Source organism: Nocardia tenerifensis NBRC 101015, from assembly GCF_000308715.1.
GTDB classification, from domain to species: Bacteria; Actinomycetota; Actinomycetes; order Mycobacteriales; family Mycobacteriaceae; genus Nocardia; species Nocardia tenerifensis.
Window position 1 is genome coordinate 1 of record NZ_BAGH01000159.1, and the last position, 19257, is coordinate 19257.

Consider the following 19257-nt stretch of genomic DNA (forward strand, 5'->3'; position numbering starts at 1 on the left):
ATGCCCCGCCACTCCGAGCGGGGCAGCGCCGAGACGAGCACCTTGCCGACTGCGGTGCAGTGCAGCGGCGCCGGGCGCCCGATCCGCGAGTACATCCGCACGCTCTGGGTCGCGTCGAGCTTGTCGATGTAGATGACGTCGCCGGACTCATAGGTGGCGAGGTGGATCGTCTGCCTCGTATCGGCGTTCAACGCGCTCAGATGCGGCCGCGCGAGGGTGCGCACGTCGCGCTGCTCCAGTGTGCGGTTGGCCAGTTCGAACAGCCGCGATCCGAGCACGTAGCGGTGCTGGTTGTCGTGGGTGACGAACCGCTGGGCCTCCATCGTCTGCAACAGCCGCAGGACCGTGGACTTGTGCACGCCGAGCTGGGTCGCCAGTTGGTCCAGCGACCGCGAATCCTCGCCGAGCGCAACGAGAATGGTCAACGCACGCGACAAACTCTGACTCATGACTGTGACTCGCTGACTCCAAGGTGGCTCATGAGGCCACGTTCTGTTCGTTGTAATACAGCTGGGCCCAGGCGTTTTCGTCCACGGACGCCAGCCGCTCCAGTATCGCCGGAGCGGGAAGCACCGCGCCGTCGCCGGTTCCGGTCAGTGCCGCGGCGGCGCAGAGATGCCCGAACCGCAGCCGCTGCACCAGGGGGCGCCCGTGCAGCAGGGCTGCGAGGTAGCCGCCCGCGAAAGCGTCTCCCGCGCCGATGCGTTCGGTGATCTCCAGCCCGAGCGCGGGCACCTCGACGCGCTGGGCGCCGGCGAATCCGGTGACCGTGTGCGCGTCGTTCTTGACGATCAGGTGCGCGGGTTCGGGGAACAGCGCGCGTAATTCGTCGGCGTCGTCGGTGCCGAACACCGCGCCCGCCTCATCGGCGCCGAGGAAGACCACGTCGCACCCGCGCACGTGGCGCGCGAGCACGTCGGCGGCCAGACCCACGCGGCCCGCCCACAGCGCGGGCCGGAAGTTCAGGTCGAAACTGAGCAGCCTGCCGTCGCGGGGGAGGGCGAGCAGCGCCTCGGTGAGCGCGGTCGCCGACTCCGACAGCGCGGTGGTGATCCCGGTGAAGTGGATCAGCTCGCACTCGGCGAGCAGTCGCGCGGCCGCGGGCGCCGCGAGGTCGGCGGGGGAGAGCGCGCTGGCCGCCGATCCGGTCCGGTAATACAGCATGCGACTCGCCCGGTCGGCCAGGTCGGTGGCCTTGCCCGAGCCGCTCCCGCGCTCCTTGACATACACCGCCGTCGGCCGTCCGGGGTCGGTGACGACCGCCGACACGTCGACGCCCCGCTCCGCGAGGTGCGCGAGCAGATATCGGCCGAAACCGTCGTCACCCACTCGCGACAGCCACGCGGTGTCGACGCCGAGCTGCCGCAGCACGGTGGCCACGTTCGCCTCCGCCCCACCCGCGGTCCGTTCGAAGATCTCCGACTCCTCCAGCGGTCCCGGCTGCGCTACCAGCACCGCGAGTCCCTCGCCGACGGTTACCGCCCGTGAGCGGGTCGACGTAGGCCACGTCACACCGATCTCCTTCCTGTGCTTGCGGCCATCGGCCATCCCGTGCAGAATAACCACACGAAACACGATGCGCAACAAGCATTGCAATATGCGCAATAGCAATGCGCTATGTAATTAGCGGCGAATGAGCTGGGAAGGAAATGCCGGTGGCGATCGACGACGACGTCGTAGCAGGACTCGGAGACCGGGTGTTAGGCCCTGAGCACAAGGGGCTGCCGCCCGCCGCCTGGGGCCGCACCGTGCGCGAATTCCTCGCCACCGCACCGAGTCTCGAACAGTTCGAGACGCCGCTGCTCACGATCGACCAGTCGGCCGTCGAGGCGAACATCGCCCTCATGGCCGACTGGGCGAGCGCCGCGGGCGTGCAACTCGCGCCGCACGGCAAGACCACCATGTCGCCTCAGCTGTGGGCGCGGCAGCTGGCCGCGGGTTGCTGGGGCATCACGCTGGCCACCATCTGGCAGGTTCAGGTGGCGCGTTCGTTCGGCGTCGGCCAGATACTGCTGGCCAACGCGCTCGTCGACCCCGTCGGATTGCACTGGGTCGCAGCGGAATCGGCGAAAGACCCGGACTTCGAGTTCGTCTGCTGGGCCGACAGCCTCGAGACGGTCGCGCTGATGGACGAGCACCTGCGTTCCGCGCCCGGCGACGCGAAGGTCCGTGTTCTGGTGGAACTCGGTGGGGCGCACGGCCGTACTGGCGCCCGCACCGTCGAGCAGGCGCACGCCGTCGCGGCCGCGGTGACCGACGCGCATCGCCTCACCCTCGCGGGTGTCGGCGGTTATGAGGGCGCGCTCGCACACGATCGCTCGGCCGAGGCCACCGACACGGTGCGGCACTACCTGGACGAGCTCGCCCGCCTGCACCGCGAACTCGCCGACGCCGGAAGGTATTCCGGCGGCACCATCGTGACCGCGGGCGGCAGCGCCTACCCCGACCTCGTGGTCGAGCGGCTGGCCGGCCTCGCCGACGAGCAAGGCGCGCAGGGTGTTCCGACCTCGGTCGTGCTGCGCGCCGGGGCGTACCTCATCCACGACGACGGTTTCTACGCGGGCATCTCCCCGTTCGCCGCGTCGCGCAGCGAAAAACCGCTGCGCTCGGCCATGCACGGCTGGGCGCGCGCGATCTCCCGCCCCGAGCCGGAGCTGGCGCTGCTCGACGCGGGCAAGCGTGACCTGCCCTACGACGAGGGACTGCCGGTGCCGCAACGCGTTGCCGGACAGCAGGACTCAGCGCTCGACTCGGCCACGGTCTCCGCGCTCAACGATCAGCACACCTTCCTTCGGCTGCCGGAGGGCACCGAGCTGCCGATCGGCGCGGTGGTGCGGCTCGGCCTGTCGCACCCGTGCACCGCCTTCGACAAGTGGCGGCTCATTCCCGTGATCGATGACGCGGACGCACCGTCGCCGCGCGTCGTCGACCTACTGCACACGTTCTTCTGACGAGCCGAAGACCATGACCGACTTACTCTTTCGCGATATCGACATCATCGACGGCACCGGCGCGCCGCGCTTCCGCGGCGACGTGCTCGTCGAGCAGGGTCGCATCGCCCGCATCGCCGATCCGGGCGGCATCGCCGCCGCCGACCGCGTCATCGACGCCGAACCCGGCGCCGTGCTGTGCCCCGGCTTCATCGACATGCACGCCCACTCGGACCTGCACCTGCTCACCGAGCCCGGCCACTTCCCGAAGATCAGCCAGGGCATCACCACCGAGGTGATCGGGCAGGACGGGCTGTCCTACGCCCCGATCGACGACGCCACCCTCGCGGTGGTGCGCCGCCAGATCGCCGGGTGGAACGGCAATCCCGAAGATCTCGACTTCTCCTGGCGCAGCGTCGGCGAGTACCTGGATCGGCTCGATCGCGGAATCACGCCCAACGCCGCCTATCTCGTGCCGCAGGGCACGCTGCGGCTGCTGGTGGTCGGCGCGGAACAGCGCCCGGCGACGCCGGAGGAGATCGGCCGCATGCGGGAACTGCTCGCGCAGGGCCTGCGTGAGGGCGCCGTCGGGATGTCCAGCGGGCTCACCTACACGCCCGGAATGTACGCCGACACCGGCGAATTGGCGGCGCTGTGCGAGGTGGTCGCCGAGTACGGCGGGTTCTACGCGCCGCACACCCGCTCCTACGGCGCGGGCGCGCTCGAGGCGTACGCGGAGATGATCGGCCTGGCCCGATCCACCGGTTGCGCTTTGCATCTCACCCACGCCACCATGAACTTCCACGTGAACCGCGGCCGCGCACCGGAGTTCCTCGCGCTGATCGAGGCCGCCAGAGCCGACGGCTGCGACATCACCCTCGACACGTACCCGTATCTGCCCGGCGCGACGACACTCTCGGCGCTCCTGCCGAGCTGGGCCATGTCCGGCGGACCCGACGCGGCGCTCGCCCGCCTCGACGACCCCGCGACGCGGGCGCGAATCGCCGTGGACGTCAACGTGAACGGCTCCGATGGCTGTCACGGCGTGACCGTCGAGTGGGAGACCATCCAGATCAGCGGCGTAGCCAACGCGGCCCTGGACGAGTACGTCGGCAAGCGGGTGGACGAGATCGCGGCCGAGCGCGGCATCGCACCGGTCGAGGTGTTCTTCGATCTGCTGCGCCGCGACCAGCTGGCGACCAGCATTCTGCAGCACGTCGGGCACGAGGAGAACGTGCGCGCGATCATGGTGGACCCCGGGCACATGGGCGGCAGCGACGCGCTGCTCGCCCCGGCGCGCCCACATCCGCGCGCCTGGGGCACCTTCCCGCGTTACCTCGGTCACTACGTCCGCGAACTCGGCGTGCTCGAACTGGAGGATTGCGTGCACCATCTGACCGGCAGGCCCGCCGAGCGGCTGCGGCTGCGCGACCGCGGTCGGGTATTCGCCGGATACGCGGCGGATCTCGTGGTGTTCGACCCCGCCACCGTCGAGGACACCGCGACCTTCGACAACCCCAAACAGCAGGCGCGCGGCATCCGGCACGTGCTCGTCAACGGCGCGTTCGCCATCGAAAACGGCGCGCCCACCGGAACACTCGCCGGCCGTGCGCTGCGCATGGACGCCTCCCGAAAGGAGACAGTGTGAACGCCATGGAGGTGATCCGCGCCGACCGCGTGCTGAGCGTGGTTCGCGCCCCGCAGATCCCCGATCCCGTCGCGCTCGCCGAAGCGCTCGCGTCGTCCGGGATTCGCGCGCTGGAGCTGACCTTCACGACGCCGGGCGTGCTCGGTTGTCTCGCCGCGGCGCGGGCGGCCGAGGGCGCCGTGCTCGGCGTCGGCACCGTGCTCACCGGCGAACAGGCCAAGGCCGCCATCGACAACGGTGCGCAGTTCCTGGTCACGCCCGGACTGCGCGGAGAGGTCGCCGAGGTGGCCGCCCAGCACGACATTCCGGTCGTGATGGGCGCTTTCACGCCCAGCGAGGTGCTCACCGCGCTGGATCTCGGCGCGGCCGCCGTAAAGATCTTCCCCGCCAGGGCTTTAGGGCCCGGCTACCTGAAGGACCTGCGTGGTCCGTTCCCTGACGTGGCGCTCATCCCCTCGGGAGGCGTCAACGCGGGTAACGCCGCCGAGTTCCTCGCCGCCGGCGCAGTCGCCGTCACGGCCGGAACCGACGTCGTCGCCCCTTCCGATGTCGCTGCGGGCCGCTGGTCCGAAATCGCTTCGCGTGCGGCATCGTTCGTTCGATCCATGAATTGAGAGGTCCATCATGGGCGCCACCGTAGATTGGCTGCGCACCACCACCCCGGGGCTGTTAGTGCTCTGTGGGCTCGCGATCGCTGTCCTGCTGTTCGCGATCATCAAGGTCAAGCTGGAGCCGTTCATCGCGCTGCTGCTCACCGGCCTAGCGCTGGCGCTCGCCGCCGGCCTGCCGGTGTCGAAGATCGTCGGCACGGCGATCAAGGCCGGTGACTCCATCCTGGAGACCGGATTCGGTGGCATCCTCGGCCATATCGCGGTGATCATCGGCCTCGGCACGGTGCTCGGCGCGATCCTCGAACGCTCCGGCGGCGCCGACGTTCTGACCGGCAAGCTGCTGAACCTGTTCGGCGAGAAGGGCGCTCCGGTCGCTATGGGCCTGCTCGGGCTCATCTTCGGCATTCCGGTGTTCTTCGACATCGGCATCTTCGTGCTCGCGCCGCTGATCTACGTGGCCGCCAAGCGCGGCGGGCGCTCGCTCGTGCTGTACGCCATGCCGATGCTGGCCGGTCTGTCCATGACCCACGCGTTCCTGCCCCCGCACCCCGGTCCGGTGGCGCTCGGCGGACTGCTCGGGGTCAGCCTCGGCTGGCTGATCCTGATGGGATTCGTCTGCGGCATACCGGGTTTCATCGCCGCGGGCATCGTGTGGGGCAGCTACATCGGCAAGCGCATCCACGTCGAGGTGCCCGACGAGTTCCTCGTGCGCAAGGACGAGGAGACGGAACCCGCTCCCGATGAGGGGGAGCGGGTCTCCGACGGCTCGGGCGGGGTCGCCACCAAGACCGTGACGGCGACCCCGCCGTCGGTCGGGCTGATCGGCGCGATCATCGCCATCCCGCTCGTGCTGATCCTCGGCGCCACCTTCGGTACTCAGCTGCTGGACAAGAACTCTCAGCTGCTGCAGGTGCTGACGTTCTTCGGCACGCCCGCGGTCGCGCTGCTCATCGCGGTGCTCATCGCGTTCTACGTGCTCGGCGTGCGTCGCGGGTCCACGGTGCAGGAGCTCAGCGAGCTCACCGCCGAATCGCTGCGTCCGGTCGGCATGCTGCTGCTGGTCGTCGGCGCGGGCGCCTTCTTCGGAAAGGTCATCTCCGCCACCGGAATCGGCACCGCGCTCGCCGACACCATGTCGGCGGCCGGGCTGCCGGTGATCGTCCTGGCCTACATCATCAGCTGTGGCCTGCGCATCGCTCAGGGGTCGGCCACCGTCGCCATCGTCACCACCGGCGGCATCGTCGCCCCGCTCGTGATCGACCACGGCTACTCGCAGATGTCGATCGCGTTGATCGCCATGGCCATCGCCGCCGGTTCGATCATCCTCAGCCACGTCAACGACGGCGGGTTCTGGATCATCGCGAAGTTCTTCAACATGACCGTGAAGCAGACGCTGCAAACGTGGACCGTGCTCGAAACCGTGCTCTCCGTAGTGAGTTTCGCGGTGGCGGCCATTCTGTTCGCCATCGTCAGCTGACATCGGCGCGGGACCGGATCGCCGGTGACACACGAACGAGGTGTGTCGCCGGCCCGGTCCCGCATCGATGTGTTCAGTGTGGGTGGTACAGCGCGTGCATCCTGGCCGCAGTCTGCGCCATGCGCGCCCGGAGCTCGGGTGGGTCGAGCACCTCGGCGTACTCGCCGAACTCCATGAGGCCGTGGGCGAGCACCTCGTACGACTCCGAGGGCAGGGTCAGCTCGACCCACCCGTCGGCATCCGGTTCGCTCGCCGAGGCCAGCGCCTCGGCGACCGCGGCGGGTTCGTTCGTCAACCGCAGCATCCGCAGGTGGGTGGCCGCGATGCGACAGCGGGCGCGCACCCGCAGCATCGACCGCGCGAAATCGTCCGCGGCAGTGGACCAATGGTCCGCCAGGTCGAAATCCGCTGGCCTGCTGAAGGTTTCCCCCGTCGGCTCGGCGGAGACGATTCGGCCGACCCGGTAGGAGCGCACCGCCGTTCCGTGGCGCGCCACGAGATACCACGTGCCCGCCTTCATGACCAGACCGAGCGGGTCGAGGGTGCGGTCGACCACCTTGTCCTTGCGGCCGTAGCGCACCCGCAGCTTTCGGTCGTGCCAGAGCGCGTCGGCGACCGTGTTCAGCGTCGGCGTCTCGTCGGGTCGGTGGTACCAACCCGGCGCGTCGATGTGCACCCGTTCGGCGACTTTGGTTGCCCGGCCACGCAATTCGGGCGGCAGCGCGGCGAGCACCTTGAGCTGCGCGGTGGCCAGCACCGTGCCGAGGCCGAGATCTGCTGCGGCGCCGGGCAAACCGGCCAGTAGTACGGCGTCGGCCTCATCCGTGGTCAGGCCCGTCAGCCGGGTCCGGTACCCGTCGACCAGCTGCACGCCGCCCGTCCGGCCGGGCTCGCTGTAGACCGGAACGCCCGCCGCGGACAGCGCCTCGACGTCCCGGTACACCGTGCGCACCGAGACCTCCAGCTCCCTGGCCAGCTCGCCTGCCGTCGACCGTCCGCGCGTTTGCAGGATCAGCAGCAACTGCACCAGTCGACTCGCTCGCATATGGTCGAGATTAGCCGGGAAAGTTGACGAAAGATGTCAACAATTGGTCGTATCGTCGGCACTATGACCACTTGGAGCGAGTTCACCGCCGAAGCCCCGCACATCTCCGACCTCTTTCTGCGCAGGCACACCGCCACCAGCAACCTCTGCATGCTCGGCACCCTCCGCTCGGACGGGTTCCCCAGGATCAGTCCCATCGAGCCGCGCGTCTTCGAGGGCATGCTCGTCATCGCCGGCATGCCCGGCACCACCAAATTCCGCGACCTGGCCCGCGACCCGCGCTTCTGCCTGCACACCGCCACCGTCGACACGCAGGTCAGCGACGGCGACGCCAAACTCTTCGGCACAGTCGTAGACGTCGCCGACAAAACCGTCCACGCCCGCTTCGCCCAGAAACTCTTCGACGACATCGGCTTCGACATCCGCGGCCAAGAATTCGACCACTTCTACACCGCCGACCTGACCAGCGCCTCCACCGTGGAAGTAGCCGGCGACCACCTGAACATCACCATCTGGAAGCCGGGCCAGGGGGAGCGCGTCGTCCAAAAACACTGATCCCTTATCGCCTCACGCCCGACATGGTCGCCGCCCGGATCGAGGGGTCGAGCGGAACCATATCGGCCGCCGACAACACAGCCCTTATGGGGCGACAAGTCCACCATCTAGGCATGGGGCGACAAGTCCACCATCTAGGCATACGCGGGTGCGGAGCCGGACAGGTCGACCGTCGCGCGCAAACGAAAGATGCTGCGTGATGCCGTACTCTTCACCGCCTCTTCCCATGTCGTGGGACGAGATCCGCCGCCGGATCGCCGCGCGACATGTCGTGCCTACCAGGACGATCCGGCCATCATCGCGTGCCGATGAGCACTACGGCGTCGTCGCGGAGCGCGCAACGCATTGTCACACAGCATGCCACGCGTTAGCGGTACGCGTAAAATGTTTGTAGGGCAACGTGTTCGGGCGTGCGTCCAGGCCGAATTCAGGATGGGTGTGATTCGAGGAACCAGCGCGCTGCGGCGGCGGTTCCGGATCTGTTGGAATCCAGGTGGTTGACCTCGCCGACATCGATGATCGACGCATCGACACCACGGTCGCGCAACAGAGCCTGACAGCGGACGCTGTTACCGGCGACGACGTCGCGGTCTTTTCCGCTCGTGTACAGCCGGATCGGTATCCCCGGCGTCCAATCACGGCAGGTGTCGTCGGCTACGCGGAGCGCGGTGGCGAAGCTGCCGACGGGGTTACGCAGCATATCCAGGGCATGTGGGGTCAGCAGTCCGTCGATGCTTGCCGGGAGACTTCCGACGATATCCCGTAGGCCGTGCGAGCCGTCGAACAGGTCCGTGACGGTGGTGTCGTACGGTGCCTGAAATACCTCGCCCGGTGACTGATACAGGTTGTGCAGACGATTCCAGGCAACCAGGAAGTAAGCGATGTAGAAGACTGCCGAGGTCGGGTCGAGCGAATTGTTGAGTAGCGCAGGCAGTTCGGTGGCCTGAATGTCGAACGGGCCGCTGATCGCGGCAACCGCGGCGGCGCGGAACCAGTCGTCGGCGTCGCCTCGGAGCGTTCGAGCCAAATTCATGGCCGCCGGGCCGCCCTGGGAGAACCCGGTGATATAGACCTCGCGGCTGAGCTGCCGTTCGATACCGGCGGAGTACGCGCGCGCCGCCCGCAACATATCCAGGTAGGCGGTGGTCTCGGACGGCACATCACTGTAGGGATGCGGACCCGGACCGAGCCCCAGCCCGAGGTAGTCGGGGGTGACACCGGCGAACCCCGCACTGGCGTAGGTGATTGTCGCGGCAAGCTCGCTCCCGTGTTCGGAAACCGAAGGCGCGTCGGCTTTGTCAGCCATGGTGCCGTGTGCGAAGGCCACCGCCTTCAGATCGTGCTCGCCGTTGTCCGGCAACGCGAGTAACCCACTCGCGGTCGTGGCATGACCGTCCGGATCGATCGTCCGATACACCAGCCGATACACCAGCCGATACGTATCGACGCCGAATCATACTGTGCCCGTGTCGAATCTGTCGCGCTCCAGCTCCCCCTTCACCTCTTCGGCGGTGAAGGCGCGCAGGTGTTCAGCGCTCACAATCCGACCGCGATCGCCATCCCGGGATGGCGCACTGCTCGAGTCCGGCATGCTCTCGCATGCGGTCGAGAGGATGGAGATTCCGACCAGCAAGCCCGCAACGAGCGTCGCCTCGAATCTTCGGCTGGGCACGCGGAGTTTCCGCGAAGACGGCAATAACATCATCATCGAAAGCTGCTCGCCGACACCGCATCCAGTCAATCACCCTCAGGAGTGATAATGGCCGCCGATGTTATCGTCGGCCACCGATTGGCCCGGCCTGCTCGCGTGGCGATACAGCTTTGAGGTTGCGGGCGTCCAACGGACAAGCGCCCGTGTTTCGCGGTCTTCGAAGTGGTGAGCTGGGTCAATTTCTTGCGGTCTACCGGACGGGGCCCACCCGGCCATGGGATCGCGGAGCAGCCCCGCGACCTGGCTAGTCGTCGAAGACGGTCGGCCCGCGGCGCCGCGGCTCGTCGTCCTGCTCATCGGAGGTGACGGAAGCCGGAGGTCCACTGATCTTGGCCGTGAATTCGGTGAGCGCCGCGGCCGCGGCCGGATCGTGGCGCCGCAGTTGCTCATTGATCTCCCGTTGTGCGGCGTGGTAATCGCCGGCGCGGGCGGCCGCAGCGGCTTGCGCTCGAGCGAACGCGAAATTCGTTGTCGCCGTGATCAGCTCGCCGAGCGCCTGATTGCTCAGCGTGCGCGCCGCGGCATGAATCGTCACGGCTTCGACGACCCCGCCCGCGGTGCAGCGCACGGTGACCGCGTGCCGGTCGTCGGTGACCTCGGCCTCGAGCGCCTCGATCTCCTCGACCATCTCCGACAGGGTGCGCGCCTGCTCTGCGAGCCGGTTCAGCAGCTCTGCCCCCTGTCCGAACCCGGAGTAGTCGGGGGTCATCGGATCGGAATCTTCCCGAGGGCCGCCTTGACGGCCGTGCGCACCTGACTGTTCGGGTCCCCCGCGTACTGCTCGATCAGGGTGCGATCCGCCGGGTTCTTGAATCGGCCCAACGCCCTGATCGCCGGCCCCCTGGTGATCGGATCGGCTACATACGGCAGCACCAGCTCGCGCGCCTCCTCGGTGTTGAACCGACCAAGAAAACGCAGGATAGGCACCTTCGACGCGGTATTGGGCAGGGTGTGCAGTAAACGCACCATGCGGTCGTAGTCGCCGCGCTCGGCAATGGTCTCCAGGGCTTGCGCCGCCCAGAATTCGACGTGCGGTTGCAGCGGCACATCGGTGCGTTCGATCTCGCGGAACAACACCTCGATCGCACGCCGGTTGCGCTTGGCCGCCGGGTCGATGAGGTTGCGGATCAACCCGGTGCGGATGGCCCATTTGTGATGGGTTTCGGGACCGGGAATGCGCTCATCGAGATGTTCGAGCCAATCGACGAAGATGGGAATCGCCGGCGGGATCGTCCGCAGTCCGTTCGCCAGATCGTCCAGGGTGTAGCAACGCACGCCCACTTCGGCGAGCTCCCTGGCGATCCGCAGGTCGAATCCGTTCTGGCCGTCGCGGTAGCCCGCGGGCAGCTCGTCGAGCCAGTTGTCGTCCTTCGGCATTCGTGCGTATTCGAAACTCATGGCACCGGCACCCCCGTCGAGCCGCGCGGATCCGTGTTGGTCCGCGGCGGACCCCAACCCGGTTTGGGAATGAACGGCGCAGGCGATTGTCCCTTCGGGAGGTTGTCGTCGAGTTCCTCGCGAATGACGGTGACTTTGCCTTCGTTGACCAGCTGCTGCGTGTCTGGCGCCAGTTGCGTGCGGTGATCGACGATCAGGGTCATGGTGTATCCATTTTGCGCCGCCCAATCGGCTTCGTCGTGGATCTGCTGCGCCGACCGTTGCGTGTCGTTGGTGTTCTTGACCTCCGTGACCTGCCGGTTCACATCGTCGATCCGGTCGGGAATCCGCGTGCGCCCGTTGACGTACACCGCACGCTTGGGCAAGGTGGGATCGAGTCCGGCGCGCGCCTCACCGTCGCGCCCGGCCCGAATGTTGTCGAAGAGGTTGCGTCCGCTCGTCGGATAGCCTTGGCGCGCATACCGTCCCAGCAGCGGCGCCAGATATAGCTGCACGTCTCCGGTCGCGCCCGCCATCGAACCGCCGGTCTGCTGAATCGCGCCGTCGACGAATCCGTCCAGTTCCGTCAGCAAAGTATCGACATCGCGCCCCGCCCGGTTCTGCAGCTCCTCGATGTACGCGTCGATCAATTTCTTCACGAACCACTTCACGGTCGGCGCCGATCGAGTGATCTTCCATGTGTTGACAGTCAACTCACAGTAGAACAGGACCGTTTTGATCGTCTCCCGTTCGATATTCGACTTGTCCGCGACCTCGTGGCACGCCTTGCTGAGATAATCGGAGAACGCCGAGACGTCGTCGAGCGCGGTCAGCAAGCTACCGGCCGCCGCCCGGATCATCGGCACATCTTCCGGCTCGTCCGGATTGTTCGGGCATTTCAGCTGGACGTTCTTGAAGTCGGTGCTGAACTTGCCGAACATCTGGCTCGCCTGCTCGATCTTGCCGGTATCGCAGTCGGCCCAAGCCTTTTTATGACGCCCTTCGATCAGATACCACCGGTCGGGCAGATCGCCGATGCCGCCGTTGCACAACCTGGTCGGATGCAGCGAATATTGCAAGCTGGTCACCTGCGGCGCGGGCGGGATGGAATCTGTGATTTGCCCGGTGCGTTCTTGTTCTCCGCCTCGGCGTGGTTGACGCCGGCGGCATGCACCATCTTCGCGAAGTTGCCCGCCGCGATGGCGCTGAGCGAGCTGAGCTCGAAGACGTCCGCGGCGGACTGGGAATAGGCAGCGGCCCAACCGGTTCCGGCGGTGGAGTGCGCGCCGGCCGACCGGGACACGTCGAGACCTCCGTCGAGCTCGCGGACCTTCTGCTCCAGTCTCGTGCTCAGAGCACCCAACTGGCGTGCGACGTCCCAATACCATTCGGGATGCACTGTCGTCATGACGTCTATTCCTTCACACAGGTCCCGACTTGGAGATTCCGCATAATCGTCGCGATCTCGTCGTCGAACGCGGCGGTCGCGCCGTGCACCAGACCGGACAGCTGAACCGTGGCGGTCGTCGCACCGCACGGAACGACAAGTCCCAGAAAGGATTCCGATTTGTACAGATACGGCTGCTGGAACTCGCCGTCGACGGCGACGGCGCGATGCCCGCACACCTGGGCGCGCACGCTGGTTCGCCGGTGCCACCCCTGGGTGTTCGGAACACCGGCGAGCCCGGCCAGATAGTTCGCGTTCGTCTCGTCGTCGTCGTGTGGCGCCGCACCGGCAATCGCCGAAACCAGGGCGAACTGGCCGCCGTCGCGGCGCACCACCGAAAGTTCGCCGGTCGACACCGGATTCACCGCCCAGCCGTCCAGGCGCGGCAGCGCGATCGGAAAAGGTTGACGCCCGCTGGGTTCCCGGACGAACACCTGCCCGCTCGGCTTCGCCGCATCGCAGGAGTACGCGATCTGGCTCGTCTGCTCCGGAATCGGGCTGTCATTCGATCCTCCGCACCCGCTTACGACGACCAATAGCGTGAATGCCGCGATATGCCGGGCGCTCATCGGCTAACCCGCGAAGCCGAACATCTCGCGATTGAGCCGCTCGGCCTCGGCGTAATTGGCCTTGGCGGCGTGCACCTGCTTGCGCAATGCGCGCAATTGGTCGAGGTGCCCGCCCCATTCGGCTTGCCAATCGGCGTGGGCGGTGTCGAAGCCGTCGCCGCCCGCCCCGATGAAATGGGGTTTGATTTCGGCGGCGGACTGCCCGACGGCCGCGCGCATGTCTTCCAGCCGCTGGATGTGCCCGTCCAAATCGGTGACGAATCGGTCCATTTCGGTGAGGTCGTATCGGTGCGCCATTGTCGCTACACCTTCCGCTGTGCCGCAGTGCCGCCGATGTCCGACGCGTTGTCGGAATCGATGCTCTGGTAGGTGGTCGCGGCCGAGTTCAGGTGCTCCGCATGGGTGGTGATTCGGTCGATATGGGCCCGGACCCGGGGATGCAGGGCGTCCCACACCTCGTGGATCGCGTCGGCCGACGCTCCGGACCACGTGTCCTGCAACCGGTCGTGGCCGCGGTGGATGTCGGCCATCACGCCGGACAGGTCGCCATGATGTTCGGCGAATCGGCTTGCCCCACGCCGTAACTGGGCAAGTCCTACCTGTAAGATCTGGTGTGCCATGCTCTGCCTCCCCGCATAAGCAACAAATCCCCTGGAGCGAACAGTTGGATTGGCGAGATTCGGCCTCCCCGCAAGCCCGCGACGACCTCGACACACTGTTCGAGGCGAGTATAGGCGCGGCCGCCGACACATTGGGCGAATACGGGACTTTCGCACCGTTCATGCTGGTGGTCGATGTGAGCGGCGCGCGTACGTTGCGCGCGCTGGGCGAGCCGGGCGCGGCCACGACCGAGGACGCCCTCCGCGCCCGGCTCGAGCTGCCCGGCGACGGCGCCGAACTGCGGGCGCGCGCGACCGTCTTCGCTGTCGACGCGGTGGCGCCGGTCCGCGGCGACGCCATCAAGGTCGCCCTCGAGCATTGCGAAGGGCAGTCGATCGACATCGTCGTCCCGTACCGCCTGTCCGACGACACACTCGACATCGACATGAACCGCGCGAACGCCACCGCGGCCGGCCGCCGGTTGTGGCGTGCCCGAGCGGGTGCCGCGGAGTAGCCCTACTTGACGGCACGCATCGAGTCGCCGCCCATCCGCCGCGTGGAATCTGTTGTCCTCGAACGGGTTACGCTTCCTGCCGATCGCCTAGCCAACGCGGTGGCGAGATCGGCGCCAACCTGACGCGTGGGCTCGGCCATTCCGGCACCCGCTGGTTGGTGTTGCCCGTCGTGGCGCGGACGGCCTGGCTGTGAATGTGTCGCATCAGTCAAGACGTTGGCTGCACGAGTTGCACTACCTCCATCCGGTCGGCGTCGAAGTGCGCAGTGAGTTCCCGGCCACGGGCGTCGATGATGCTGATCGTGTCTTGTCCCGTGAAGGACACACTTTTCGGACATCGCTGGCTTTCCGGTGCCGTCCACACCTCGGTCTGCCTGCTGAACAGGCCGCCGCGCTCCCGCAGCCTGACGGCGCAAAGGGTGTCGATCATGGCGTCCACCTCGTGCGTGACGGCATCGTAGCGACCATCGGTGCTCACCGCGACGACCACGGGCTTGCTGTCGCTCGAACCGAAGACCACCCACATCATCATCAGCGGGAGGACGGGCAGCAGCGCCAGCACCAGGATGGCGGCGGGCACGAGCCGGTCCCGGGTGCGCCGCCAACCCATCCTCGGTGCAAGGACGAGCAGTGCCGCCGTCGCGATCCAGCACACCGGTATAGCCCAGCCGGGGATCTCCTGAAACCGATAGAAGCGGCCCGACTGGTAGATTGCGGCAACCGCCGCGAGGTCGATCGTCAACAGCGCGGCGACCGCGAGCAGCCAGACGATCCGCCGTAGGCGCGGCACCTTATCCGTCACGTGCCCTTGCCCATTCGGTGCGGGAACTGTCTCGTCAGTCGTCTGCTTCGCCAACGGTCAACCTAACTCGTGCATCGGCCTTCGGTTCCCAGTAGCCGAACTGACCGCCAGCCTATCGACGTCGTCCGCCGATCCCGATCTCGTTGAGGCGTCATCTGTTTCATGACAAACCACCGCACGTTATCGCCGCGACCGCGCGGTTCGAAGCGATCAGCGCGGGCCTGCGAAAGATCGATGCGCCGTACACATCACCGCTGAAACGGTGGCGTGAACTGCGGACAGCCGGGACGATAGTCGGGTGACGTGGCAGGCAGCCTTGATCAGCGGAGTGGTTGCTGAATCAGCGTCAGCGGCAGATTGTTCGGCCTATCGCTGATCCGTGACGTGCTCGACACGGCGGTCGACACGCCGAGCAGGCTTGCCCGGACCGGCCCGGCTCATGAAAACGCCACCGCCACAGCAGGTTCAGGCGGACAATTGAGTTGTTCTTCGGTAGGGCCGCGACTCTTCGGTCCTGCGACGGGTGTCTGCGCCCGCTCGGGTCAGTGCCCACTGCTACAACCTGGCGATCCACGACCGGGGTGAACTCGGTCAGCGTGAAGGACAGACTCATGGCAGATAGTGCGAAGAATCGGAAGTTCAACACGGTTTTCGACTGGTTCGATCAAGGTCGGGACGGCTACCTCTCCGGGGATGATTTCCAGCAGATGGTCGCGTTGTTCACGGCTCTACCGGGCGGGGACGCCCCGGAGAACGCGAAGGCGCTGCACGACGCGTTCGATAAATGGTGGAGCCTGCTCCTGGCCGGCGGTGACAGCGACGGCGACGGAAAACTCGATCGGCAAGAGTTCATCCAGGTCATGGAGTCGAGTGTGACCGCACCGGAAAACTTCGAAGACGCCGTCCTTTCCATCGCGGACGCTTTCATGCGCATCGTGGACACCAACGGCGACGGCTCGCTCAGCTTCGACGAGTACGTCCGGATGTACGACGGCCTCGGCATCGACCCGGCCCATTCCAGCGATGCGTTCCGCCGCTTGGACCGCGACGGCGACGGCTCGCTCAGCTACCAAGAATTCCGCACCGCCATCACCGAGTTCTACCTCAGCGACGACGAAAACGCGCCGGGGAACTGGCTATTGGGTCCGCTCAGCTGACCAGCGCTGGGTGACCAGCCCGTTCCTGGTCCTGGCCGTTCTGCCCGACGGCGCACCTCATGGTGACGACCGGATCACGGCCAACGCTGCTGCGGCGGATAGCTCGCCTCGGCGTTCCCGTCGGCGGGCCACACCTGCATCCGCCACACATCGCCGGGAGAGGTCGAGTCGGGCTGGTCAGCGAATTGTAGTCCGCGCCCCCTGATTTCGATGTGATAGGAACCGGGCGCGATCGATATCGGAATGTCGGAAGTGCTGGTGGCCGAGGAGATCAACAGCTCTCCTCGGTCATCTCTCGTGGTGGTCTCATCGATGACCACCTGCCAACCCGCCCGTTCCGAATGCTTTGGGCGGTCGCACAATTCGACATCGACCCGCATCTCGAAGTTGTACTGATGAGGGTTCAACACAACGATGTTGCCGTCGGCGGTAATCGCGTACAAGCCGTCATTTCAGTTACGCCGCGCCCGGCGGTGTACCTCGACAAGCGCCTGAAGTGCGGCATGCGGGAAGGGCGCGCACCACTTCTGCAAATAGCCGGCATCGCCGTGTTGCCGGGCGACTTCCGCGAACGCTTCGATCACGGTGTCCGCGAGATGATCGAGAGCAAGCTCCCAGGTCATCGTCATGTCTGCCATCTGCACTCCTTCAACGCGGTTTTCCGTCCGGGCTATCGGCGGTTGAGGAACCGATCATCCCTCAGGATGGCCGGGAAATGCCGCGGGGCACGCGTTGGCCAACCGTCCATATGAGTTGGCTGGCAGGGCTTTCCATCGTGTCGTGTCGGTAACCGAGTGCTGGGTAGGTCGATCAACTCGTCGCCAAAGTGAGCACACGCACCGGGGACACATCGTGCAGCGTGCGCCGATCGTCGCCGAGCAGCAATGTGCCAGGCTCGTCCGAGGTTGCGGTCAGCGAAGGTCGCCCGTCGGGGTCGCACACCGTGGTCTCGTCTCCGGTCGCGTTGCGGCGAGCGATCAGTAGCGACGAGACCAGTGTGGCGCACCGAGCATCCGGCATCGGCTCTCAATAGTGCGTTACCTAGGAGAAGCGCGGCAGATCGAAATCCCGCCCCATGCGGCCGGCATGGCGATCCAACGCGAGTGACAATGTCTACTCGATGAGGCGGGCCGCCCCTGGAAGAGTGACGCTGAACCCCTCTGTCGCCACGTGCGCGACGTTGCTGGACTGTCCGGTCCGGGCATCCTCGGCGAATTCCTGCCAAGTGGTCGGCACAGCGGAGTCGATGACGGGTTCCTCCAAGTTGACGTCGTAGTCGTCTTGGTCCACCGTCGGGTCCACCTGTTCATCAGCCAATTCGGCCACTTCTTTCGCTCATCCGCCGTCGACGGAACCGATGATAGAACGCATTTCTGAATCCTGCCAGGGTGGTCGGCGCGGATAACCTGGTCGTTGAAATCCGTTGGCTTGCAACGGTGTTCATTACGATCAGAATGGGCGCATGGTGGGCATCGAGGGTCCAGTGAACCTCTCGGCGCAACTGGGTGGCGGCAGCGGTTATGGCACGGCGTGGATGGGCGTGGGCTGATCTTCGCTATTTCATGAGCCGCAGCAAGCCCAGTTCGGGCTCGAGCGCACCGTCTTGACCGAGTGCGAGGAAATCTCCCTCGACCGCTGAGCGCGCCAGTTGTCCGGCGCGGACCGCTTGGTAGCGCACGTAGGACCAGAGGAAGACGTCGAGGTTGTCGAAGCGGGTGCCGCCCTCGACCACCTCCTCCTCGTGAAACCACACGGCCACTTGACCATTGGTGAGCACCACGTACAGGTTGCCGCCGCCGTCGGCGCCGATCGAATAGACATCGTCGTCGGTCAGCTCGGTCGTGTAGTCCGAATCGAGGATGCCGCAGTCGTTTCCGGCGAAATCGAAGCCGTAGGACCAGTCGAAGATGTCGAGGAACTGCGGCAGCAGACCCGAGCGCACGCGACGGTCGAGCGCGCTCAATGCCGCGGCATCGGCCGGGGCGAGGCGAGAGAGAAACGTTGTCACCGAACGTGTTTCGGCCGGGACTTGAACCGGCGGCGCGGCGGGGAACCAGCGCGCCAGGTCGTCGTCGAGGTCGCGTTCGGTGTAGCCGAGGAGATCGGCGATGCAGAGAGACACGCCGAGCATCCTAGAAGCACTTCACAAGCATGGCGGGATGACCTCGAGATACGCCGTGTTCTACGCGGTCGGCCCCGCGCTGGGCTCCGGATGTCGGCAACTGACCGCGTCCGGTGACCAAGGGCGGCAACAGGGCCGCCACCCCCATGACCGCACGCGAAACGTGACGCCTTGGTCAGCGGTGCGGTGTGAGTTGGGTGGCGATGGCAGCGGGTACCGGTACTCCTCGTCGGCGAACCTCGCTTTGAAACTGTTGCACCAGTGGGTCATTCGGAGCGGTGGTCAGACAGACGACGTCTCGGAAGACCGGTGGGTGGAGACTGCGGACAGCGCCGGGAAAGGTCGCGGTCAACGCCGTGGTCGGTACGAGGGCGGTGCCGAGCCCCGCCGCGGCGAGCTGTGCCGCGGTGCTCGCCTGCCTGGTGCGGGTGGCGGCGGTGAGGGTGAAACCGTTCGTGGCGGCGAGGTCGTCCAGCCAGGCGCCGAGCCCGTTGTCCGGGTGATAGTGGACGACCGGTTCGGCGGCGATGTCGGCGAGGGTCAGCGGGGCGTCACCGTCCGCGACGGCCAGCGCGGCGACGATCTCCTCGCGCCCGATCACCTCTGTCCGACCGTCCCAGTGTGACGGCCGCGGCCCGATCCCGACATCCGCGACGCCCGTGGACACCAGCTCCGAAATCGCCGTCGGCACT

General features: G+C 66.6%; 26 protein-coding genes. 7 read left to right on the forward strand and 19 right to left on the reverse strand.

The features are described 5' to 3' along the window. Both ON39_RS12495 and ON39_RS12500 read right to left on the reverse strand, forming a co-directional pair. On the reverse strand, positions 1-449 hold a 449-nt coding region (locus tag ON39_RS12495), incomplete at its 3' end, for an IclR family transcriptional regulator (protein WP_040733883.1). Between the two features lie 28 nt (positions 450-477). Next, positions 478-1512 carry a sugar kinase gene (locus ON39_RS12500; RefSeq protein ID WP_051186547.1) on the reverse strand — a complete coding sequence of 345 codons (1035 nt, stop codon included), beginning with the start codon at positions 1510-1512 and terminating at the stop codon, positions 478-480. A gap of 137 nt (positions 1513-1649) precedes the next feature. On the opposite strand from ON39_RS12500, the gene ON39_RS12505 reads away from it, so the two are divergent. Genes ON39_RS12505 through ON39_RS12520 form a run of 4 tightly spaced genes read left to right on the forward strand, consistent with a single transcriptional unit; the run spans position 1650 to position 6666 of the window. After that, positions 1650-2951: a type III PLP-dependent enzyme domain-containing protein gene (locus ON39_RS12505; protein WP_051186542.1), complete on the forward strand. Its 1302-nt coding sequence runs from the start codon at positions 1650-1652 to the stop codon at positions 2949-2951. A 13-nt stretch (positions 2952-2964) separates the two neighbouring features. Then, the gene (locus ON39_RS12510) at positions 2965-4578 is read left to right on the forward strand and encodes an N-acyl-D-amino-acid deacylase family protein (protein WP_040733826.1); all 1614 of its coding nucleotides are present in this window, start codon (positions 2965-2967) and stop codon (positions 4576-4578) included. A gap of 5 nt (positions 4579-4583) precedes the next feature. Continuing rightward, positions 4584-5192, forward strand: a complete 609-nt coding sequence (locus ON39_RS12515; protein WP_085998165.1) for a bifunctional 4-hydroxy-2-oxoglutarate aldolase/2-dehydro-3-deoxy-phosphogluconate aldolase — start codon at positions 4584-4586, stop codon at positions 5190-5192. Positions 5193-5202: 10 nt separating this feature from the next. Then, positions 5203-6666 carry a GntP family permease gene (locus tag ON39_RS12520; RefSeq protein ID WP_040733834.1) on the forward strand — a complete coding sequence of 488 codons (1464 nt, stop codon included), beginning with the start codon at positions 5203-5205 and terminating at the stop codon, positions 6664-6666. Between the two features lie 73 nt (positions 6667-6739). Here the strand turns inward: ON39_RS12520 and ON39_RS12525 are convergent, their stop codons facing one another. After that, complete coding sequence (locus tag ON39_RS12525) at positions 6740-7711, reverse strand: helix-turn-helix transcriptional regulator (protein WP_040733836.1); 972 nt, start codon at positions 7709-7711, stop codon at positions 6740-6742. Positions 7712-7774: 63 nt separating this feature from the next. Here ON39_RS12525 and ON39_RS12530 point away from each other — a divergent pair, with 63 nt between their 5' ends. Further along, positions 7775-8266, forward strand: coding sequence for a pyridoxamine 5'-phosphate oxidase family protein (locus ON39_RS12530; RefSeq protein WP_040733845.1), 492 nt, complete (start codon positions 7775-7777; stop codon positions 8264-8266). Positions 8267-8693: 427 nt separating this feature from the next. On the opposite strand, the gene ON39_RS12535 is transcribed toward ON39_RS12530, so the two are convergent. From ON39_RS12535 to ON39_RS47235, 9 genes are all read right to left on the reverse strand, one after another. Continuing rightward, complete coding sequence (locus tag ON39_RS12535; RefSeq protein WP_146251352.1) at positions 8694-9683, reverse strand: alpha/beta hydrolase family protein; 990 nt, start codon at positions 9681-9683, stop codon at positions 8694-8696. 36 nt (positions 9684-9719) lie between these two features. Next, the gene (locus ON39_RS50050; protein WP_146251351.1) at positions 9720-9974 is read right to left on the reverse strand and encodes a hypothetical protein; all 255 of its coding nucleotides are present in this window, start codon (positions 9972-9974) and stop codon (positions 9720-9722) included. A 247-nt stretch (positions 9975-10221) separates the two neighbouring features. Then, positions 10222-10686 (reverse strand): YbaB/EbfC family nucleoid-associated protein, encoded by a 465-nt coding sequence (locus ON39_RS48700; protein WP_040733851.1) that lies wholly within the window; start codon positions 10684-10686, stop codon positions 10222-10224. After that, on the reverse strand, positions 10683-11375 hold the full coding sequence (locus ON39_RS48705; RefSeq protein ID WP_051186544.1) for a HEAT repeat domain-containing protein: 693 nt from the start codon (positions 11373-11375) through the stop codon (positions 10683-10685). Before ON39_RS48705 ends, ON39_RS48700 begins: the two co-directional genes overlap by 4 nt. Then, positions 11372-12433 carry a putative toxin gene (locus ON39_RS12555; protein WP_157195449.1) on the reverse strand — a complete coding sequence of 354 codons (1062 nt, stop codon included), beginning with the start codon at positions 12431-12433 and terminating at the stop codon, positions 11372-11374. The genes ON39_RS48705 and ON39_RS12555 overlap by 4 nt, the downstream gene beginning before the upstream one ends. 5 nt (positions 12434-12438) lie before the next feature. Further along, positions 12439-12762, reverse strand: a complete 324-nt coding sequence (locus ON39_RS48710; RefSeq protein WP_040733857.1) for a hypothetical protein — start codon at positions 12760-12762, stop codon at positions 12439-12441. 5 nt (positions 12763-12767) lie between these two features. Further along, the gene (locus ON39_RS12565; RefSeq protein WP_040733859.1) at positions 12768-13370 is read right to left on the reverse strand and encodes a hypothetical protein; all 603 of its coding nucleotides are present in this window, start codon (positions 13368-13370) and stop codon (positions 12768-12770) included. A gap of 3 nt (positions 13371-13373) precedes the next feature. After that, complete coding sequence (locus tag ON39_RS12570) at positions 13374-13667, reverse strand: WXG100 family type VII secretion target (RefSeq protein WP_040733863.1); 294 nt, start codon at positions 13665-13667, stop codon at positions 13374-13376. Between the two features lie 5 nt (positions 13668-13672). Next, positions 13673-13990, reverse strand: a complete 318-nt coding sequence (locus tag ON39_RS47235; RefSeq protein WP_157195450.1) for a WXG100 family type VII secretion target — start codon at positions 13988-13990, stop codon at positions 13673-13675. 44 nt (positions 13991-14034) lie between these two features. Here ON39_RS47235 and ON39_RS48715 point away from each other — a divergent pair, with 44 nt between their 5' ends. Next, entirely contained in the window at positions 14035-14484 is a 450-nt protein-coding gene (locus tag ON39_RS48715; RefSeq protein ID WP_040733869.1) for a hypothetical protein, read from the forward strand. A 208-nt stretch (positions 14485-14692) separates the two neighbouring features. Here the strand turns inward: ON39_RS48715 and ON39_RS12585 are convergent, their stop codons facing one another. Further along, positions 14693-15286: a hypothetical protein gene (locus ON39_RS12585; protein WP_040733871.1), complete on the reverse strand. Its 594-nt coding sequence runs from the start codon at positions 15284-15286 to the stop codon at positions 14693-14695. Between the two features lie 611 nt (positions 15287-15897). Between ON39_RS12585 and ON39_RS12590 the strand changes: the two genes are divergently transcribed. Continuing rightward, complete coding sequence (locus ON39_RS12590; RefSeq protein ID WP_040733893.1) at positions 15898-16443, forward strand: EF-hand domain-containing protein; 546 nt, start codon at positions 15898-15900, stop codon at positions 16441-16443. A 74-nt stretch (positions 16444-16517) separates the two neighbouring features. Here the strand turns inward: ON39_RS12590 and ON39_RS12595 are convergent, their stop codons facing one another. From ON39_RS12595 to ON39_RS12620, 6 genes are all read right to left on the reverse strand, one after another. Beyond that, positions 16518-16850 carry a hypothetical protein gene (locus ON39_RS12595; RefSeq protein ID WP_146251348.1) on the reverse strand — a complete coding sequence of 111 codons (333 nt, stop codon included), beginning with the start codon at positions 16848-16850 and terminating at the stop codon, positions 16518-16520. A gap of 45 nt (positions 16851-16895) precedes the next feature. Next, positions 16896-17081, reverse strand: a complete 186-nt coding sequence (locus tag ON39_RS12600) for a hypothetical protein (protein WP_146251347.1) — start codon at positions 17079-17081, stop codon at positions 16896-16898. Between the two features lie 172 nt (positions 17082-17253). Continuing rightward, positions 17254-17463, reverse strand: a complete 210-nt coding sequence (locus ON39_RS12605) for a 2OG-Fe dioxygenase family protein (protein WP_040733875.1) — start codon at positions 17461-17463, stop codon at positions 17254-17256. Positions 17464-17556: 93 nt separating this feature from the next. Then, positions 17557-17760, reverse strand: coding sequence for a hypothetical protein (locus tag ON39_RS12610; RefSeq protein ID WP_146251346.1), 204 nt, complete (start codon positions 17758-17760; stop codon positions 17557-17559). Positions 17761-17998: 238 nt separating this feature from the next. Then, entirely contained in the window at positions 17999-18565 is a 567-nt protein-coding gene (locus ON39_RS12615; protein ID WP_174412522.1) for a hypothetical protein, read from the reverse strand. 175 nt (positions 18566-18740) lie between these two features. Then, the coding region (locus tag ON39_RS12620) for a LysR substrate-binding domain-containing protein (RefSeq protein ID WP_040733882.1) at positions 18741-19257 on the reverse strand (517 nt) is incomplete at its 5' end.

What these genes read in the sequence shown, in the direction of transcription:
- ON39_RS12515 (WP_085998165.1), top strand. Translation starts at nt 4,584, where the DNA reads ATGGAGGTGATCCGCGCCGACCGCGTGCTGAGCGTGGTTCGCGCCCCG.
- ON39_RS48700 (WP_040733851.1), bottom strand. Translation starts at nt 10,686, where the DNA reads ATGACCCCCGACTACTCCGGGTTCGGACAGGGGGCAGAGCTGCTGAAC.
- ON39_RS12600 (WP_146251347.1), bottom strand. Translation starts at nt 17,081, where the DNA reads ATGGCAGACATGACGATGACCTGGGAGCTTGCTCTCGATCATCTCGCG.
- ON39_RS12520 (WP_040733834.1), top strand. Translation starts at nt 5,203, where the DNA reads ATGGGCGCCACCGTAGATTGGCTGCGCACCACCACCCCGGGGCTGTTA.
- ON39_RS50050 (WP_146251351.1), bottom strand. Translation starts at nt 9,974, where the DNA reads ATGATGATGTTATTGCCGTCTTCGCGGAAACTCCGCGTGCCCAGCCGA.
- ON39_RS12525 (WP_040733836.1), bottom strand. Translation starts at nt 7,711, where the DNA reads ATGCGAGCGAGTCGACTGGTGCAGTTGCTGCTGATCCTGCAAACGCGC.
- ON39_RS12505 (WP_051186542.1), top strand. Translation starts at nt 1,650, where the DNA reads ATGCCGGTGGCGATCGACGACGACGTCGTAGCAGGACTCGGAGACCGG.
- ON39_RS48705 (WP_051186544.1), bottom strand. Translation starts at nt 11,375, where the DNA reads ATGAGTTTCGAATACGCACGAATGCCGAAGGACGACAACTGGCTCGAC.
- ON39_RS12605 (WP_040733875.1), bottom strand. Translation starts at nt 17,463, where the DNA reads ATGCCGGATGCTCGGTGCGCCACACTGGTCTCGTCGCTACTGATCGCT.
- ON39_RS12565 (WP_040733859.1), bottom strand. Translation starts at nt 13,370, where the DNA reads ATGAGCGCCCGGCATATCGCGGCATTCACGCTATTGGTCGTCGTAAGC.
- ON39_RS12530 (WP_040733845.1), top strand. Translation starts at nt 7,775, where the DNA reads ATGACCACTTGGAGCGAGTTCACCGCCGAAGCCCCGCACATCTCCGAC.
- ON39_RS12510 (WP_040733826.1), top strand. Translation starts at nt 2,965, where the DNA reads ATGACCGACTTACTCTTTCGCGATATCGACATCATCGACGGCACCGGC.
- ON39_RS47235 (WP_157195450.1), bottom strand. Translation starts at nt 13,990, where the DNA reads ATGGCACACCAGATCTTACAGGTAGGACTTGCCCAGTTACGGCGTGGG.
- ON39_RS12590 (WP_040733893.1), top strand. Translation starts at nt 15,898, where the DNA reads ATGGCAGATAGTGCGAAGAATCGGAAGTTCAACACGGTTTTCGACTGG.
- ON39_RS12570 (WP_040733863.1), bottom strand. Translation starts at nt 13,667, where the DNA reads ATGGCGCACCGATACGACCTCACCGAAATGGACCGATTCGTCACCGAT.
- ON39_RS48710 (WP_040733857.1), bottom strand. Translation starts at nt 12,762, where the DNA reads ATGACGACAGTGCATCCCGAATGGTATTGGGACGTCGCACGCCAGTTG.